The following is an 18,724-nucleotide window of genomic DNA, read 5'->3' as shown; positions in this document are numbered from 1 at the left end:
GTCCGCGGAGTCCTCGCGGCTGCGGAGCAGGCGCTGACGCCCAGCGAGTAAGGGTGCCCGCTGGGCCCGAGCGTTACGGCTGTGTGGCCTTCTCCTTCTCCCTCACGATGCTGCCCGGGTACCGGCGGGCTACCGACTCACTCGTGGCTTTCGATGAGGAGCTGTACAGCACTTTCCCCTTGCCGGCCTCGGCTACGACTTCCCACTGCTTGCGGTTCTTCTGGCAGGAGCAGGCCATCAGACCTTCCCTTCGTTTCGGTGGTGGTTCGGCCGGCCACGAGGTCGGCTCGGGCCGGTGCGATGACGGAGGCTGCGAGATGAGCGGCCTCTTCGCGCGCTGCCGCGTCTCGCTGCTCCTGGCGGCGGTCCATGGCCTCCAGGAGGACGTCGATGAACGGGACGCTGGATAGGAGCGCGGAGGCGACGGCGTGCGCTTCCCCACTCGGCACCGGCGAGCGTTCGGACATGTCCAGGCTCAGGTCCACGGCGGTGTCCGGGCGATGTCCGGTCAGGTCAGGGACAGTGCCGGGCGAAGTATCCGAGTGCTGCCCGGCCGTGTCCGGGGTGGTGTCCGGACGGTGTCCGACCGTGTCCGGGGACAGGAGGACGTTGGCCGCTGAGGCGGCGAGAGCAAGGTTCGAGCGCTCGGTGACCGCGGTGGCGAGCAGCGGCGAGGAGTGACCGGGTACCGGCACCGACAGGACCGCCCGGAGCTGCCACTGGCCGCCCTTGCCCTGCTTCATGTGGTAGCTCGGCTGGCAGCCCTGGAACACCGTGCGGTCCCAATCCGAGAGCCAGGGGCCGGCTGCGCCGGAGAACCAGAGGCCGCCGCTGTTCTGCCCCACGGTGATAATCCCGGCGACAGTGCGACTGTCGTCGAACTGGCACGCTGCGGACTCGCACTCGGCGCCGTCGCGGTGGTGTGGTGCGTTCATCGTGAACGCCCCGGCCCGTACGGTGCTGCCGTCGTCCAGCTGGAACTTGGCCCGTAGGAAGTGGGTCAGATCGAGCCTCCCCAGGGACTCGACCGTCAGGTTCCGGCCCGGAAACCCCGCGTGCGGTTCGCCGGCCAGGGCAACCCACCCGTAGATCCGGCCGTCCGCGTAATGCACTCCCCCGGAGCCGGGCGGCAGTTCGGCGGCCGTGGGCTCGCGGAACCAGGAGGCGGGCATCGGCGGGAGGTCCTTCATCGCAGTCCAGGCGGACGCGACCAGCTCTCGCATCGACGCGGTCTCTTCGTCACCGTCGTCCATCCACGGCGGGATGACCGACGGATCGTCGAAGGCGGCGGCCAGGCGGCCATAGAGGGTCTCCACGCGGCCCTTGAGTGCGTCCCGGTCGTCGTCGGGGATATCCGCGTCGTCCTGCAGGGCGCTCGCGGCGGCGTAGACACCAGCGGCAACGGTCCGCAGCTCGCCGTCAATGACGTCGGCGAACGGGAGCCTGTACGCGGCGACCGTGCCCGGGTCGACGTCCTCGTTGCGCCACAGGAACGCGGAGCCGAGCTTGTCCGCGTCCACGGTGTCGCCGTCAGTCGCCCAGGCGAGAACGTTCTTGCCCGCCTCGTCCCCGTCCCACGGCCGATCGCGGTCGTCATCGACGGGGAGGTCGAGGTCGCCGGACGCCGCCGCGGTGATGGCGTTCGCTGGCGCTTCCGAGGAGGGGCCGATGTACAGGCCGGGGGCGAGCCGTACGATCCGGCCCGCCTTCGCCGCACGGGCCAGGTGCCCGCGCGCGGCCTCCATCTTCATGCCGAGCGCACGGGCAACCAGACGGGCACCGACCGGTGATGGGGAGCTCTTGACGAACGCCACCACCTGAAGGTGGGCGGCACTCGGCCCGGACCCGGCCGCCAGGTCGTATTCGCTGTCCTGGTCGTTCCGCTCGCCGGTGAGGACGATCCGCGCATCGTGGTAGGCGGGCATCGCTACGAGCGTTGCGCCGCGGAGCCGGGCGCGGGTGACCCTCAGCAGGAGGTCTCCGGACGACTCGCGGTGCACGACAGTGCCGAGACTGTCGTCGTCGGGGTCTCCGGCAGCCGCAGTAAGGACGCCTGTCCCGGCGAACGCTTCCCGTACGGCTGCGGCGGACAGCAGGCCGTCCTTCCCAGTGACGAGCTGGGCCCCGGACGCGGTCCGCGACAGCGACATCCCGGACGCCGTCCACTCACGGGTCGTCGAAGCGGTCACCATCCAGGAGCCGTCATCAAGGCGGAGCATCGACGCGGACGGCAGCGATGCGAGAAGCACCACCTGGTCGTCTTCGCTATCGGTTGCGGTGCGGTCGACGAACTCCACGCTGACGTCGTCAAGGTCGACGGACACGCCGAGCGGTGCGCGCTCCTCCAGCAGCATCAGGGCGTCGGCACCTGCTGGCCGGTCGGGGTAGATGACGCCGGTGCCCGTGATCCGGTCGCCGTCGCGGGTGATGGACTGGATGGCACCGGCGAGCTCGGCGCCCTGGTGTCCCATCAGCATCTCGTCGGCGTGCTGGAGCGGCCACGGGCCGGCCCCGGTCCAGTACAGCGACCCGGGCCGGAACACGCGGCCGTCGCCGGTCTCCGTGTTTTCGTAGGCCAGGGCGGCGTCACCGGGGGTATCCCAGGGCCGTCCGCTGAGGCCGGGGCTGGTCATGGTGTCGTCGTCCATCTGGGAGGTCTCCTCTACAGGTCCGAGAGGGATGTCGGTGTGCTCCCCCGCGAACGCGACCCGGAGGCGGTCGAAGCGGATGGGGCCGAGGCGCTTGTTCATCTGGGCCAGCAGGGACGTGTTGCGGCTGTACGCGGCGGCTACGTGCGCCTGCCAAGGCGTGTGCTGGGCCGGGATCTTGGGCTGGCGGTGCATGTCCTCCAGCGCGTTTACGGCGGCGTAGCGGGCGGCTTCGAGGTTGGGGCCATCGGTGTCGGGGTCATCACTGACGGACCACACCCAGCACGGTTCATCGCGGTCGGCGTTCCACTGGTTCGCACCGAACGCCCGCCCGCCGATGTGCTGGTCGAGGTCAAGGGCACGGGAGCGGAGACCAGCGATCAGGTCGGTGCGGCACTCCTCGTCCCAGTCGGCGCCCTCGCCGAGGTAGAACAGCGTCAGGTGTAGCTCGTGGGCGGGTTCGGCGTCGGGGGCGTTGAGGGCCAGGCGCTCGGCGTCTTCCTCTCTGGGCATGAGCGCGATCATCGCGCCGCTGTGGCCGCCCGAGGCGGTCACGGACAGGTCGGGTTGCACACTGCTCTCCTCAGATTCCAAGGCGTAAGGGCGCCGGGCGTCCTTCACTTCGTGGGCGGCTGCTCGCAGTTCGGGGGCGACTGCAAGGCGACATCGGCAGTTGATGACCAGTCCGGCCGGGGCGGTCGGGTCGCCGGGGGTCTGCATCTCGACGCCGGCGACGGTGAACGGGTCGGCGAGCAGCCGGATCTGCCCGTCGACCTGGTCGTGGGCGGTGCGCACCTTCGCGTCGTGCCGGGTGACCCACTGCTTCACCAGGGGCCGGTCCGGACCGGTCACTGCCTGTGCGGCGGCGAGCGTGGCCGTGTTCCATGCCCGGGACGCTTCGGTCTGGGCGATGCGCTGCTCGCGCACGGGGCCGAGGTTGGCGCCGTCGCGGGCGAACGCCGCACGCAGCCGGGCCCGGAGCTGGTCCACGTCCTCCCCGGCGTCAATACCGGCGGACAGCTCGGCGCGGGCGGTCTCCGCGAGGCGGTCGCCGACCACACGGAGCAGATGCTCGGTCGTCTCGACGTACTGGCCCAGGCCTTCGGGCAGGGTGTCGACGTCGTACCGCCCGGGGAGGTCGTCCCACCCGTCGGGGAGTTCGGTGCCGGCGTCCTCGGCTGCGGCAGCCGCGGCGGTCTCGGCGGTCCCCAGGAGGCGGCGCACCAGGCCCCTGGTTCGGTTGCCCCACATGCGGGCGATCCGGCCAACGGCGAACCGGGCGGCAACGAGCTCCGTCGCGGCCTGGACTGCGTCGGCGTACTCGCCGGCCGTCTCCGTGAGAGCGAGAGCGACCGCTTCGGCGAAATCGGCTTCGGCCTGGTCGAGCTGGCGGTCACGATCGGCCACTGCCGATCCTCCTTACCGGTAGCGGGCTATCCGGGTCCTCGCAGATTTCGCACCACGCCCATGTGCCGACCGTGGTCAGGCCGCCAGAGGTGAGGAGCAGCAGGTCCGCGCTGATGTGGGTCCACGCCTTGCAGTCGAGGCACCAACCGGTCCGGGGCGTCCCGGGGTGGAGCGCGACGCCGGTCCCGGCCGACTGCTGGACGCCGGGGCTGCGTCGTACGGGCCGGGCCGTCATGCGGCTGTTCCGAGGCAGGAAGAGAGAACCGTCGGCACAAGCCGGTATTCGTGCTCGACTCCTGCGGCGATCAGCTCGCGTGCGTACTCGTCGAGCGACGCGGTCAGGCACCCGGCATCGATGCCGTACCGGGCGGCGATCTCCGGTGCACGGGACCAGGCGCCATCGAGGAGGCGCCACTGCTCAACCTGCGTGGCCTGGACCGGGAGCAGGGTGTGCACGCGGGCCGCCTCGACCTCGCGGATCCTCCCTCGCTCGCTGCGCGGACAGGCCGGAGTCTTGCGGAGCGTCTCCCCCGCCGCGGTGAGGGCGTTCCAGATCAGACCGTCGGCTGCCGCGAGAAGGCCGTCGTGCGCGGCGGCCGCGGTGGACGACGTCAAGGTGCCGGGTACCGACTCCGACTCGTCGACGGGCAGGCCGGGCGCTCCGGGCGGCGCCTCGTTGCTGTCGTTGGTCTCGACGCCCTGGGAGGACCGGCGGGCAAGCTCCTCCGGTGTGGGGGCGTCGCCGTCGTCGAACCCGGTTTCCCTGCGCAGTGCGGCGTCGCTGATGACGAGCCGGTCGTGGGCCTGCAGGGCGGTCTCGGACCGGTTGGTGCGGACCCGCAGAGGGCTGGTGTCGTACCAGACCATCCATCGGTGCCAATCCGGGTCCTTCTCCGCCGCGAGGATCGGCTGCAACCACTGCTGCGTGAGGGCGTGCGCGACCGTGGCGAGCTTCGGTTCGATGCCGAGGCGGATCGCCTCACTGGTCAACGCCCAGGCCCCCCAGTGGTTGACGTCGCCGAGGCCGAGGAGGATCTCGGCGGGGATCTCCAGGCCAGTCGCGAAACGGCGGATGGCTTCCTCGCGCAACTTCAGCGCAAGGTCGTCGAATTCCGACTCGAACTTCAGGTGCTTGAAGTCGGCGATCGCGTCAGCGGGCAGTTCGAGGATGATCGGAACGGTCGCGGCGGCCGACTCGGGGTCACGGATCGCGGTCTCGGCGATCGACATGAAAATCTCAAGCAGGTCGTCCTCGGCGCCGCCCTGGGTGTTGCTGGTCGGGAACCTGGTGCCCTTCGGGATGAGCAGGAGACCACGGCCGGTGATGCGGGAACGGGCGATCGCCTTTACCGCAGCGTTCAGCAGCACCAGCTCTTCGAGGAGTTCGAGGCTGGAGCGAACCGGGCTGTCGGCCTCGATAGACCGTTCGGGGTCAGGCTCCCACACCCGGATTGCGACCGGCCCGTCTGGGTTCAGGGTCTCCGGGTCACCCGGATCGATGCCGATTTCCTCGCCGTCGATCTCGGCGGTGAGCTTCCCCGACTGCTGCTTGACTTCCTTCACGGACAGGACACGCCAGTCGTGGCCGTCCACGGGGCTGTAAGGGCTCTTCACCTCGGCGTTGGGGCGGACGATGATCCACCCTTCCCCGGGGATGGTCAGGTGCTTCCCGAACGCGGCAAGCATCTTCGCCTGGCCGTCGGCACCACCAGCGATCTGCGACACGATCTCCGAGGCCCGGTGACCGGTGGGGGCCCGTTCAACCGACCCGTCCTCGGCGCGCCTTCCCGCGAAGAGCCGACCGGCGGACATGGCGTTACCGATCCATGCGGCGGCAAACCGCACCTCGGGGACACGGTGGTACATGTCGTAGGAGCGGCCCTGCCACGCCTGGTTCCCCGCACCCTTGCCTTGGATCTTGCGGGCGGTGTACCGGGAGGCTGCCGCGGTGATCTCGCGACGCGCCATCAGGCGCTGTCCTTGCGGGAGTCATCCCAGCGGTTGAGAAGAACGGCCGCGCCGGCGACCGCCAGCCACTCGATGCCGTGGACGAGGAGCGGCGCCTGGTGCCATTGGCTGGTGACGAGGAGGTAGGTCAGCAGCAGGGTGCCGGACACCCACCAGCCGGTGCAGTAGACGCAGGAGATCAGCGTCACCACGAAGTCTCGGGCGGTGGAGTCGGGGCGCCTATGGTGCCAGGCGTGGACCCGGTCGCGGGCCGGGTCGAGGATCGAGTCATGGACGGCGAACTGCGTGCCGCGGTATCCGGCGAGCGCGAGGGAGGCGAGTTCTACGGGATTGATCATTTTCGTACCCCGATGTGCAGATCATCCGGCCGAGTTCAGCGGAGGATGATAGGCCATCTCGCACGATGGGGTCCGGCATGGTCTTCGCAGGTGCCACAGCGGGGTCATCGCATCAGATCGGCCCGACGCCGGGCCGATCGTTGCAGCTACGCTTCCACGACACAGCCGATGTTGAGCGGGGGGCAGATCGTGGACCGGCCACTGCTGTTTCTCGACGTCGACGGGCCGCTCAACCCCTATGCGGCGAAGCCAGAGAAGCGCCCCGCCGGCTACACGACTCTCAGGGTGCCCCGTGACAGCAGGACACCTACGGATCACGGAGGGCTCTCGGTTCGGCGGCGGCCCCTGAGGGTCTGGCTCAAACCTGAGCACGGGCAAGCCCTGCTCAGGCTCGACTACGAGCTGTGCTGGGCCACCACATGGATGGACGACGCCAATCGGTGGATCGCCCCGGCGCTCGGCCTTCCCGAACTCCCCTTCGTCGACTTCGGAGACGCCCTGTTCCAGGAACGTCCCGACGGGGTCCACTGGAAGACCCGCCCCCTTGTGGACCACGCCAGCGGTCGTCCGTTCGCCTGGGTGGACGACGAGCAGAGTGATCTCGACGACGTGTACGTGGCTGCCCACCACCAAGGCCCTGGTCTTCTCCACCACGTCAACCCTCGAATCGGTCTACGCGAGGAAGACTTCCGCACGCTTACCGAGTTCGCTCGGTCACTGGCCGCCCCACAAGCCGCCTGCCCAGACACGTAACAAAGCCCTACTAGGAACGGTCCGGCCGATCACGGTAAGGCGGCTCACGTGGGAACCGAATTGATCGTTCTTTGGCCAGTGTGAGTGAAGTAGTAGCGCGGTCGCCTCGGGGGAGGTCGGGCAGTCCGCTTGCTCGGTCACTCTGCGGGGCGGTCTTCAGGGGGAGGCACAGGAATGCATGTCTCAAGGATGGACGGCGGGGCGCCCGCTTCTGCGCCGGGGTGCGGCTGGTACTTGCTGGCTCCCTCCCTCTCCGCCTTCGGCGTGTATGGCGGCACAGTGTGGACCATTCGGTCGTGGGCGAGTTGCCCACTCGGGAACGACGCCAGCAACAACATAGGGCTGCAGATGATGCTGCCTGTCGTGTGGCTCTGCATCACTCTGCTGCTGCTTCTGCTCCAACTCGCACTGCGGAGGTGGCCACTTCGGGGTGGGCGGGCAGCCATGTGGCTCGCACCGCTCGCGGTTGTCATCGCACTGACTCTGCTGTACCGGTTTGGGATGGGTTGGCCGTACCACCCACCCGGGGACCAGTGCGTGGAGGGCTATCCACTCTTCCCGTTCACGGGCAAGACGGGCCCGCACTCCGCCGAGTAACCGCTGCCGGGTCGATCATGTACGGAGCCAGATGATGAGGGCTGCGGCGGTTGCGAGTCCGGGCTAGACGGAGCCGCGCTTGTCGTATCGGGTGGCGACGGCTCTGGCGCGCTTGAGCTTGTTGATAGTTCGCTCGACGTTGTTGCGTTTCTTGTACCGCTCTTCGTCGAAGCCTGGTGTCGGATCGTCGAGGCCCTGGGGATTCCCGGGGCAAGGGTGAATCAGGTGAACGACGAGGCCACCCCGTAGCAGCCGACGCGCCCGGTGCGAACCTCGTCTGATACCTCGCCCCGGCCGGCGTATGACCAAAGCTGCCGTCCGCCTGACAGCCCGACAGCCCGTCACCAAGATCTTCATGAGTTTTACAGGCCACCGATCCGGGGCTTCAAGAAAAGCGGGGATGAAGGTCGAACTCGCGCTCTCATTTGGGGAGTTCCAGGGGCGGGAGCCTCGCTGACCTGCAACGAAAAGACCAATGTGATGTGTGTCACCATTGACCAGTGCGTTCGACCGCCACATGATCCTCACAGTTTCTTGTAAAGAAAAGCTAAGGGGACGGGTGCGGCGTGTTCACGCAAAAGAGGCGGCACGGCTGGCGTCAGGCGGTGGGGAGTTGGGCGGTAGCCGTCACGCTCCTAGGGGGTGCAGTTCCGATAGTCGGGGCCGGGGCGACTCCGGCACTCGCCAGTGACAGGGCGGCGTCGGTAGCGGCTGACGGGACTCCGGAGTCGAAGGCGAGCGCTCTCGCGGCGGAGACCGGTGAGCGGGTGGCCGTGAACGCGGCGACCACCGAATCATCCCAGGTCTTCGCCAACCCCGATGGCACCTTCACCCAGGAGATGAACGCAGCCCCTGTCCGTGCCCGGAAGGCCGACGGTACCTGGGCCGCCATCGACACCACCCTGATGCGCGAGGCCGACGGCTCCGTGCGGGCGAAAAATACGACGGCTGGTCTCACCTTCTCGGGCGGCGGCAGCGGGGACGGACTGGTCACGCTGGAGGACGAGGGGCGCAAGCTGCAGCTCGGTTGGCCCACCGCGCTCCCCGAGCCCCGGCTCGACGGCGACACAGCCACCTACGCCGGAGTCCTCCCGGATGTCGATCTGCAACTGACCGCGCTGAGCTCCGGTTACACCTCGGTGCTCGTGGTCAAGACTGCGGAGGCCGCGGAGAACCCGGCACTCGCGACAATCAAGATGACCGTCTCCGGCAGCGGCCTGGACATCGCCCCGACGGCCGACGGCGGGTTCGTTGCACGCGACGGCGACGGCAGCCCGGTCTTCGAGAGCCCGGCGGGGCGGATGTGGGACTCGGCCGGTGACACCCCCGCCACTGTCACCACGCAATCCGCCCGCACTGCTTCTTCAGCAGAGGCGGAGGCCGAGGGTGAGCCGGAGGCGACGGAGGCGGTCCCGCTGCCCGCTGCCGGGGGCGAGCCGGCTCCTTCGGAGGGCCCCGGCAGTGGTGATGCGGCGGCCGAGGTCCCGCTCAAGGTCAGCGGCACCACCCTGGAGATCACGCCCGATCCGGCCCTGCTGCACGGCGAGGACACCGTCTTCCCGCTGTACATCGATCCGCCGACCAAGGGCATCTCCCTGGGCGACTGGACGGCTCTGGCCTCCAACGGCACCAAGTACTGGAAGTTCGACGGGGACAAGGGCGTGGGGCGCTGCTCCAACTACGCCGGCTACCTCTGCTCCAGCAGCCCCTACACCCAGCGCATGTACTTCGAGTACCCGCTGTCGTCGATCCACGGCAAGAAGGTCCTGGACGCGACGATGGAGGTGTACCAGGAGTGGACGTTCACGTGCGATCCGCACTGGTACGACCTGAGCCGCGTCGACAAGGGCATCTCCTCCAGCACCACGTGGTCGTCCCGCCCCACGGGGGTAGACCTGATGGGTGACCGGAACGTGGCCTACGGCCGGGGCACCTTGTGTAGCCCGTCGCAGCCGGCTAACTCGGTGCGCTTCAGCGACAACGTGGACGAGGAGACGAACGAGAACCTGACGACGACCCTCGCCTCCTACGCCACGAACAAGGAGTCGCAGATCACCTTCTCACTGACCGCGCACGACGAGTCCGACGCGGCAGCCTGGGCGCGGTTCCGGAACGACGCCAAGCTCTCGGTGACGTACATCTCCTACCCGGACAAGCCGACCTCGTACGGCGTCCAGCAGGGCACCACCGGACTGGCCTGCAATGCCTCCACGCTGCCCTTCGCCACCAGTAGCACCAAGCCGAAGATGCTGGCCACAGTGCAGTCGGCCGACGGCTCCAACGCCCAACTGCGCGCCCAGTTCGAGGTATGGAAGGCCGACGGCTCCAGCCGCGCCTGGGACGCGGCCTCGCCGGACAGCGCATGGGTGGCCGACAACGCCGCCCGCGACGCGACCTCCAGCACGCTGCCAGCACAGACGGACTACCGGATGCGGGCCAAAACGCAGGCGTACTACAAGACGGACCGGGGCGCCACCGGTGTCCTGGACTCAGCCTGGACGTCCTGGTGTTACTTCCGGGTCGACACTGACAAGCCGCCGCCCCCGGTGGTGACCAGCGCGGACGGCGTCTACCAGCCGGCCGAGACCGACCCGGCCGCGGGCGGGATGGGCACGTCCGGCAAGTTCACCTTCACCCCCGCGGACACCAACGCCACCACGGCCGGAATCCAGTCCGACGTCGTCAGCTACAAGTGGAGGCTGAACAGCGGCGCGGTCTCTGCCCCGATCACCGTTGCCAAGGGCACGGCCACCACCCAGACGATCACCCCGAACCAGGCCGGCGAGAACACCATCCAAGTCTGGGGCTACGACGCGGCCGACCACAGCTCACTCACCGGCTACTACAGCTTCCTGGTGAAGGGCGCCGAGAACCCCTCGGGCATCTGGCACCTGGACAACGCCCTCACCGACGCCGCCACCACCACCCAGCACCCGCTGACCTCCTCGGGGGCCACCTGGGACACCCTGGCCCGCAGCGGCTCCGGCGCGGCAAAGCTCAACGGCACGAGCGCCTACCTCTCCACCTCTGGCGCGGTACTGGACACCACCAAGTCCTTCACCGTTTCGGCGTGGGTCCGTCTGGAGAAGAAGGACGTCAACTACACCGTTCTGTCACAGGCGGGAACGAACGCCTCAGGGTTTCAGCTCTACTACTCCACGACCTACAACGCCTGGGTCTTCAACCGGCACCAGACGGACGTCGCCAGCCCGGCGATCACACGCTCGCTCGGAGCGAAACCCCCGGTCCTGAACGCCTGGACCCATCTCGCTGGTGTCTACGACGCAGCGGCGCAGACGATCCAGCTCTACGTCAACGGCGTCCCGCAGGGCGAGCCGGTGCCGTTCACGATGACCCCGTGGAAGGCATCCGGCGGACTGCAGGTCGGCAGGCTCTGGGCCTCGGCGACCGGCAAGGAAAACTTCGCCGGCACCATCGATGAGGTCAAGGTCTGGTCCCGCACGCTGGCGGACACCGAGGTCGCCCACGACGCCTGGCTGGAGGACGAGGACCTCGGCGACGGCACCGCCGGCGACCCGGTCCCGGCGCTCGTCGCCAAGTGGGACGCCACGGACGTGGCCAACGCCACCGGCACCACAGTGAAGGACACGAGCGGCTTCAACCGAAACCTCGCCCTAAACGGGGCCGCGCTCACCCAGTTCACCACCGGCGACCCGGATATCGGCGAAGAGGTCACGACCACGCAGAAGATGACCCTGAACGGCACCAGCGCGTATGCCACCGCCACCGGTCCGGTCGTCGACGACTCCGGCTCGTTCACCGCGACAGCTTGGGTGACACTGGACCCCGCCAAGCTCGCTGACACCAGCAAGTCGTACGCGGTGCAGGTGTTCGGCCAGTCGGGGGCGAGCCAGTCCTCCTGGGGTGTCTGGTACGAGCAACCGGCCGGCAGCACCCAGGGGCGGTGGACGTTCGGCCGTCCCGACAAGGACGGCACCGGGGCGGTCTGGACCGAGAGCGAGTCCACCGCGTTCACCACGGCCCAGTTGGGCGTCCCGGTCATGCTGTCGGTCGTTTATGACGCGCAGGCGGCAGCCGACCCCGACGACACATCCAAGCTCGGCGCGCTCAAGCTCTACGTCGATAGCGCCCTGATGGGTGACGAGGACGGCGTGCCGTACTCGGCCCCCTGGCAGGGCGGCGAAGCGTTTGAGATCGGCCGGGCGAAGATCAACGGCGCTGCCGCGCGCTACTTCCCCGGGGCAATTGACAGCGTCCGTGTCTGGGCCGGAGCCACCTCCACCGACATGATCGCCAACCGCCGTAACACCGAGCAGCAGTAGAAGTGGGCGGGGCAGGGCGGGTTTCCTTGCCCGTCCTGCCCCGTTCTGCTCGAAACACACTCTGCGCGTCTTCGCGGACGCGCCGTCGAGATCCGGCGTTCTCGGGCGTCCACGCCGCCCAAGCGCCTCCTGCCCATATCCGAGAACCGGGAAATCACCGTGTCTTCATCACCCTTCCGCACACGCTTGCCAGGGGCGGTCATACGCCGCTGGCTCGGCCGTGGCGCGCTCGTCATCTCCCTTTCCCTCCTTCCACAAGTCGTGGTCCCCTCCGGCTACGACTTCGCCGCCCAGGCCCAGTCCCTGGCCGCCCGCAAGCAGCTGGAGGACCGGCCCGACGCGAAGATCAACAAGGTGGGCGTGCTCAAGCCCAGCACGTCCAAGGCCCCGAAGGACAAGGCCGCCCCCGCCTCCCGCGAGACCCGTGAGCGGTTGAAGAAGACCGCATGGCCGAAGGCCGGGAAGGCCACCGCCGAGGTCGAGGCGACCGGCAAGGCCACTGTCACCGTCGGCGGGCTCGGCGTGGAGCTGGCCCAGGAGCCCGCAGCCCCGGCGCCCAAGGCGGCGAAGAGCAAGACGAAGGCAAAGGCCACCGGTCCGGCCGATGAAGTGGCGCTCAGTGTCCACTCCCAGTCGGCCGCGAAGAAGGCAGGCGTCAACGGCGTCCTGCTCACCGTTGACCCGGCGGGAACCGCGTCCGGGGACTCCGCCGGTGACACCGACAAGCTCCGGGTCTCCCTGGACTACTCCTCGTTCAACGACGTCTACGGCGGCAACTACGGCCCCCGTCTGCGCCTGGTGACACTTCCGGCGTGTGCGCTGACCACCCCGGAGAAGGAGTCCTGCCGCACCCAGAGTCCAGTCGCAAGCGCGGACAACGACGCAGAGTCCCAGACCCTGACGGGCACTGTCTCCGCCCGCACCCTCGCAGCCGGCGCCCCGGTGCTGCTGGCGGCGGCTGCGGACAGTTCGGGCGGCGGAGGCGACTACGCCTCCACCCCGCTGTCCCCGACCGCGACCTGGGAGGCCGGCGGCAGCACGGGTGACTTCACCTGGAACTACCCGCTGCGGGTTCCCCCGTCGACGGCCGGCCCGTCCCCGAACCTGTCCATCTCCTACAACTCCGCCTCGGTGGACGGCCGCACGGCCGGGGAGAACGACCAGACCTCGGTGGTCGGCGAAGGCTTCTCGATCACCGAGTCCTACATCGAGCGCAAGTACGGCTCCTGCAAGGACGACGGCCAGTCCGGCAAGGGCGACCAGTGCTGGAAGTACGCCAACGCCACCCTGGTCCTCAACGGCAAGGCTGTCGAGCTGGTCAACACCTGCGCCGACAAGGCTGCCTGCGACACGGCGGCCCTCTCGCAGGCGTCCGGCGGTTCGTGGAAGCTGAAGAACGAGAACGGCACCCGCGTTGAGCACCTGACCGGCGCCACCGGTAACGGCGACGACAACACCGAGTACTGGAAGGTCACGGACTCCTCCGGCATCCAGTACTTCTTCGGCAAGGATCGGATGCCCGGCTGGAGCGACAAGGGCACCACCGCCACCACCGACGACGACCCGGTCACCAACTCCGTGTGGACCGTGCCGGTCTTCGGCGACGACTCCGGCGAGCCTTGCTACAAGTCCACCGGCTTCGCCGACTCCTCCTGCAACCAGGCCTGGCGCTGGAACCTGGACTACGTCGTGGACACCCACGGCAACGCCTCCACCTACTGGTACAGCAAGGAGACGAACTACTACTCCAAGAACGCCGACACCGCCGTCAACGGCACCAGCTACACCCGCGGCGGCTACCTCAACCGCATCGACTACGGTCTGCGCAGCGATCTGATCTACTCCAAGCCCGCCGCTCAGCAGGTCAGCTTCACCTACGCCGAGCGCTGCGTCGCCTCGGGCGGCTGCTCCAGCCTGACGGCGGACACCAAGGCCAACTGGCCTGACGTGCCCTACGACATGATCTGCGCGGCTAGCACCAAGTGCACCACCCAGATCGGCCCGGCCTTCTTCACCCGCAAGCGCCTCACCGACGTCACCACCTCGGTGTGGACCGGCACCGGCACCACCCGGCGGGACGTGGACGCCTGGCACCTGGAGCAGGACTTCCCCGATACCGGTGACGCCTCCTCGGCGAGCCTGTGGCTGAAGTCCATCCAGAACACCGGCAAGGCCAACACCACCGCGGCCGCCATGCCGCCGGTCGTCTTCGGTGGCATGCAGCTGTCCAACCACGTCGAGGGCAGCGGTCCGGACACCCTGCGCTACATCAAGTGGCGCGTGCGCACCATCAAGTCCGAGACCGGCTCGACCCTCACGGTCAACTACTCCGACCCGGACTGCATCTGGGGCACCAGCATGCCGGCGGACATCGACAAGAACACCCGCCGTTGCTTCCCAGTCAAGTGGTCCCAGTCCGGGGCGGCCCCGGTCACCGACTGGTTCCACAAGTATGTGGTCACCTCCGTCTTCCAGGACGACCCCTACGGCCACGGCGACACCGGCGAGAAGTACTACGACTACCAGGGCGGCGCCGGCTGGGGGTACGCCGACGACGAGGGTCTGACCAAGGCCTCCAACCGCACCTGGTCGCAGTGGCGCGGCTACGGCAAGGTCGTGGAGACCTCCGGCGACTCCGAAGGCCCGCGCAGCAAGAAGTCCACGCTCTACATGCGCGGCCTGAACGGCGAGAAGGAGCTCGACGGCAGCGCACGCGTGGAAAAGGTCACCGACTCCACCGGCACCGCTATCGACGACTCCCGCCAGTACGCCGGCTTCGTCCGCGAGACCATCGCCTACAACGGCACCGAAGAAGTCAGCGGCACCATCAACAACCCCTGGTCCCACAAGACCGGCAGCCACGACTACAGCTGGGGCACCACTGACTCCTGGATCGTCCAGGCCGACGAGACCAGCACCCGCGCCAAGACCTCCACCGGCACTCGCACGGTCAAGCAGAAGACCACGTACGACACCACGTACGGCATGCCGATCACCGTAGAGGACACCGGTGACATCGCTACGACCGGCGACGAGTCGTGCGTGCGGACCACCTACGCCCGCAACACGTCGGTCTGGCTGGTGAACGCGGTCTCGCGCACCGAGTCCTACTCGGTTGCCTGCGCGACCACCCCGGTGATCCCCGACGATGTCGTCTCCGACATCACCATGGCCTATGACGGCCAGGCGGTCGGGGTGGCGCCAACCAAGGGCGAAATCACCGCCTCCTACCGGGTCGCGAGCTACGGCGAGCTCGACAAGACCCCCGTCTACCAGCAGGTCTCCAGCTCCACCTACGACAAGCTGGGCCGCCCGCTCACTGCGACCAACGCCGTCAACAGCACGGTTAGGACCACTTACGTCCCCGACGACACCGGCTACGGCCCGCTGACGTCCAAGACCACCACCGACCCCAAGCTCTACACCTCCACCACCGAGGTGGACCCGGCCTGGGGCACGGCCACCAAGACCACCGACGCCAACCTCAATGTCACCGAATGGTCCTTCGACGCGCTCGGCCGCCTGCGGTCACTCTGGAAGCCGGACCGCTCCCACGCGCTCGGCGACGCCGCCAGCATCGTCTACGCCTACAGCATCAACAACGACAAGGAGACCTGGGTCCGCACCGACGCCCTCAAGGCCGACGGACAGACCTACAACAGCTCCTACGAGATCTTCGACAGCCTGCTCCGGTCCCGCCAGACGCAGGTCCCCGCGCCGAACGGCGGCCGGGTGATCTCCGAAACCCTCTACGACGACCGCGGCCTGGCCTACATCACCAACACGCAGGTACACGACAACAATGCCCCCTCGGGCACCCTGGCCAACACCTATCCCGGCTCCGTCCCCGCCTCCACCGAGACGGTCTTCGACGACGCCGGCCGCGCCACCGAATCGATCTTCCGGGTCTACGACCAGCAGAAGTGGCTCACCAAGACCGACAAGCAGGCCGACCGCACCACCTACACCGCCGCCGAGGGCGGCACCGGCACCCTGACGATCGTCGACGCCCGCGGCCGGCTCACCGAACGCCGTGAGTACGGCGGCCCCGTCCCGACCGGCAGCGACTACACCCGCACCCTGTACGAGTACACCCCCGGCAGCCAGCTCAAGAAGATGACTGGTCCGGACGGGGCGGTCTGGACGTACGGCTACGACCTGCGCGGCCGCAAGACCACCTCCACCGACCCCGATAAGGGCCGTATCGATACCACGTACAACGACGCCGACCAGCCGCTGAGCGTCGCCACGTCCCTCAATGGTGTCTCCCGCACCCTGATGACCGACTACGACGAGCTCGGCCGCAAGACCGGAACCTGGGACGGGGTGAAGGACAACGCCCACCAGCTGACCAAGTTCACCTACGATTCGCTGGCCAAGGGACAGCCGACCGCCTCGATCCGCTACGTCGGCGGCACCACCGGCAAGATCTACTCCCAGGTCGTCACCGGCTACGACGCGCTCGGCCGCCCCAAGGGCACCAAGACCGTCATCGCCGCCACCGACCCCCTGGTCACCGCCGGCGCGCCGCAGACGTTCACCACTTCCACCGCCTACAACATCGACGGCACCGTCCAGTCCACCTCGGTGCCCGCGGTGGCCGGCCTTCCCGCCGAGACCGTGGCCAACAGCTACAACGACCTCGGCATGCTCACCGGCACCGACGGCATGACCGACTACGTCCAGAACATCGGCTACTCCCCGTACGGCGAGATCGAGGAGACCCGCCTGGGCACCTCCACCGGTGCCAAGCAGCTCCAGATACTCAACCGCTACGAGGACGGCACCCGCCGACTGGCTAACACCCACACCGTCGACCAGACCAACACCGGCAACACCAGCGACGCCGACTACGTCTACGACACCTCTGGCAACGTCAAGTCGATCACCGACAACGCCAACGGCAAGGACACCCAGTGCTTCGCCTACGACGGCTACCGCCGTCTGGCCGAAGCCTGGACCCCGTCCTCCAACGACTGCGCCACCGCCCGCTCTGCGTCCGCCCTCGGCGGGCCGGCCCCGTACTGGACCAGCTGGAACTACAAGCCCGGCGGCCTACGCGACACCCAGACGGAACACAAGGCCGCCGGTGACACCAAAACCGGCTACGGCTACCCCGCCGTCAACGCCAACGGAACCGGCCAGCCCCACACCCTGACCTCCGTCACCGTCAACAGTGGCACCGCGAAGACGTACACCTACGACGAGCAGGGCAACACCACCAAGCGCTACGGCCCCATCGGCACCGCGCAGAGCCTCACCTGGGACGTCGAAGGAGAACTCACCCGCCTCACCGAAGACGCAAAGACCACCGACTACCTCTACGACGCCAACGGCGACCTTTTGATCCGCCGCGGCCCCGTCAACACCGTCCTCTACCTGGGCGGTCAGGAACTCCACTACGACACAGCCGCCAAGAAGTTCACCGCCCAGCGCTACTACCCGGCCGGCGACGCCACCGCCGTCCGCACCGAGACGAGCCTGTCCTGGATGGTCGACGACCACCACGGCACCGGCTCGATGACGGTGGACGCCACCACCCAGGCCGTCACCCGCCGCTACACCAAGCCCTTCGGCGAGAGCCGCGGAGTCGCACCGTCGTCCTGGCCCGACGACAAGGGCTTCCTTGGCAAACCCGCAGACGCCGACACCGGACTCACCCACATCGGCGCCCGCGAGTACGACCCGGCCACCGGACGCTTCCTCTCCGTCGACCCCATCCTCGCCGTCGACGACCACGAGTCCCTCAACGGCTACGCCTACGCCAACAACACCCCCGTCACCCTCGCGGACCCCACCGGCCTGCGGCCCGACGGCGCGTGTGGTGGTGCGTCGGGCTCCTGCAGCGGTGGTACCGAGACCTGGACGCTCAACGACAAGGGCGGCTGGGACTGGAGCTACACCAAGACCTACACGAGAACGAACACATCTGGGGGCACCTTCACCGCGGTAGTCACCCAGACCCAGAGCAGCACAAACGCCAAGATCACCTACAAGAAGGGCCCAGAACCGGCCCCTGCACGGAAGACAGGCAGCGGCGGCGGCTCCGGGTGGGGCTGGCTGTCAAGCGTCAAAGACAGCATCGAAGACTACGGCGACGCCATCTTCTCCCAGCCCGAGATCTGGTGGGGCTCCGCGGAAATAGCCGGAAGCATGGTGCTCATAGGCCTCGGCGGAGACGGTGCTGCGGGCGGTGTGGCCCTCTGTCTGACCGGTGTCGGCTGCTTCGCTGGCGCGGCCACAGTCGCGGGTGGCGCGACCCTTGTCGGCGCGGGCGCCATCGGCACGGCAGACGGCATCGGACGCATCAACAACGGACTGGGCAAGGCGCTCAACGAGGCGAAGGCTGATGATGTCACTCAGGCGGTCATCTCCGAGACTCGGAGTGGCAAGGGCAGTATCGAAGGAAAGACACCTGTCAACGGCGATGAGGCCTTGGACGCTGGAATTGATTTCCTAGGCCCGGGCTATAAGGAACTGGGTAAAAATCGGGGTGTCTTCAGGAGTTCTGATGGCCTCAGGCAGTTCCGAATGGATCCCGACTCGCTGGAAGGTGGCCACTGGCCGGATGTGCCTCACGTGCACTACCAGATATTCGAGCGGCCGACCGACAAAAAGTCGATCGTGAACAACCATGTTCCGCTCATTGGAGACTAGTCAAATTCAGTGAACGCCGGGGTCTCTCGCGGGAGGCCCCGGCCCGCGGAAT

General features: G+C 68.1%; 6 protein-coding genes. 3 read left to right on the top strand and 3 right to left on the bottom strand.

Annotation, left to right across the window (positions count from 1 at the left end; genetic code table 11):
- Nucleotides 1-137: 137 nt before the first annotated feature.
- The 3 genes from ACFVXE_RS08475 to ACFVXE_RS08465 form a co-directional block, all read right to left on the bottom strand.
- Nucleotides 138-4,055, bottom strand: coding sequence for a phage minor head protein (locus ACFVXE_RS08475; protein WP_389670245.1), 3,918 nt, complete (start codon nt 4,053-4,055; stop codon nt 138-140).
- 231 nt (nt 4,056-4,286) lie between these two features.
- Nucleotides 4,287-6,023 (bottom strand): hypothetical protein, encoded by a 1,737-nt coding sequence (locus ACFVXE_RS08470; protein ID WP_389670244.1) that lies wholly within the window; start codon nt 6,021-6,023, stop codon nt 4,287-4,289.
- Nucleotides 6,023-6,361, bottom strand: coding sequence for a DUF1360 domain-containing protein (locus ACFVXE_RS08465; RefSeq protein WP_389670243.1), 339 nt, complete (start codon nt 6,359-6,361; stop codon nt 6,023-6,025). The genes ACFVXE_RS08470 and ACFVXE_RS08465 overlap by 1 nt, the downstream gene beginning before the upstream one ends.
- 189 nt (nt 6,362-6,550) lie before the next feature.
- Here ACFVXE_RS08465 and ACFVXE_RS08460 point away from each other — a divergent pair, with 189 nt between their 5' ends.
- The 3 genes from ACFVXE_RS08460 (at nt 6,551) to ACFVXE_RS08450 (ending at nt 18,672) form a co-directional block, all read left to right on the top strand.
- Nucleotides 6,551-7,114 carry a hypothetical protein gene (locus ACFVXE_RS08460; protein WP_389670334.1) on the top strand — a complete coding sequence of 188 codons (564 nt, stop codon included), beginning with the start codon at nt 6,551-6,553 and terminating at the stop codon, nt 7,112-7,114.
- A 1,364-nt stretch (nt 7,115-8,478) separates the two neighbouring features.
- Complete coding sequence (locus ACFVXE_RS08455; RefSeq protein ID WP_389670242.1) at nt 8,479-12,015, top strand: LamG domain-containing protein; 3,537 nt, start codon at nt 8,479-8,481, stop codon at nt 12,013-12,015.
- Nucleotides 12,016-12,216: 201 nt separating this feature from the next.
- On the top strand, nt 12,217-18,672 hold the full coding sequence (locus tag ACFVXE_RS08450) for an RHS repeat-associated core domain-containing protein (RefSeq protein ID WP_389670333.1): 6,456 nt from the start codon (nt 12,217-12,219) through the stop codon (nt 18,670-18,672).
- The last annotated feature ends 52 nt before the right edge of the window (nt 18,673-18,724 follow it).

The organism is Streptomyces sp. NPDC058231 (assembly GCF_042882275.1).
Taxonomy (GTDB): Bacteria; Actinomycetota; Actinomycetes; order Streptomycetales; family Streptomycetaceae; genus Streptomyces.
Note: the sequence above shows the minus strand (reverse complement) of the source record. Positions and strands in the feature narration are given on the sequence as shown.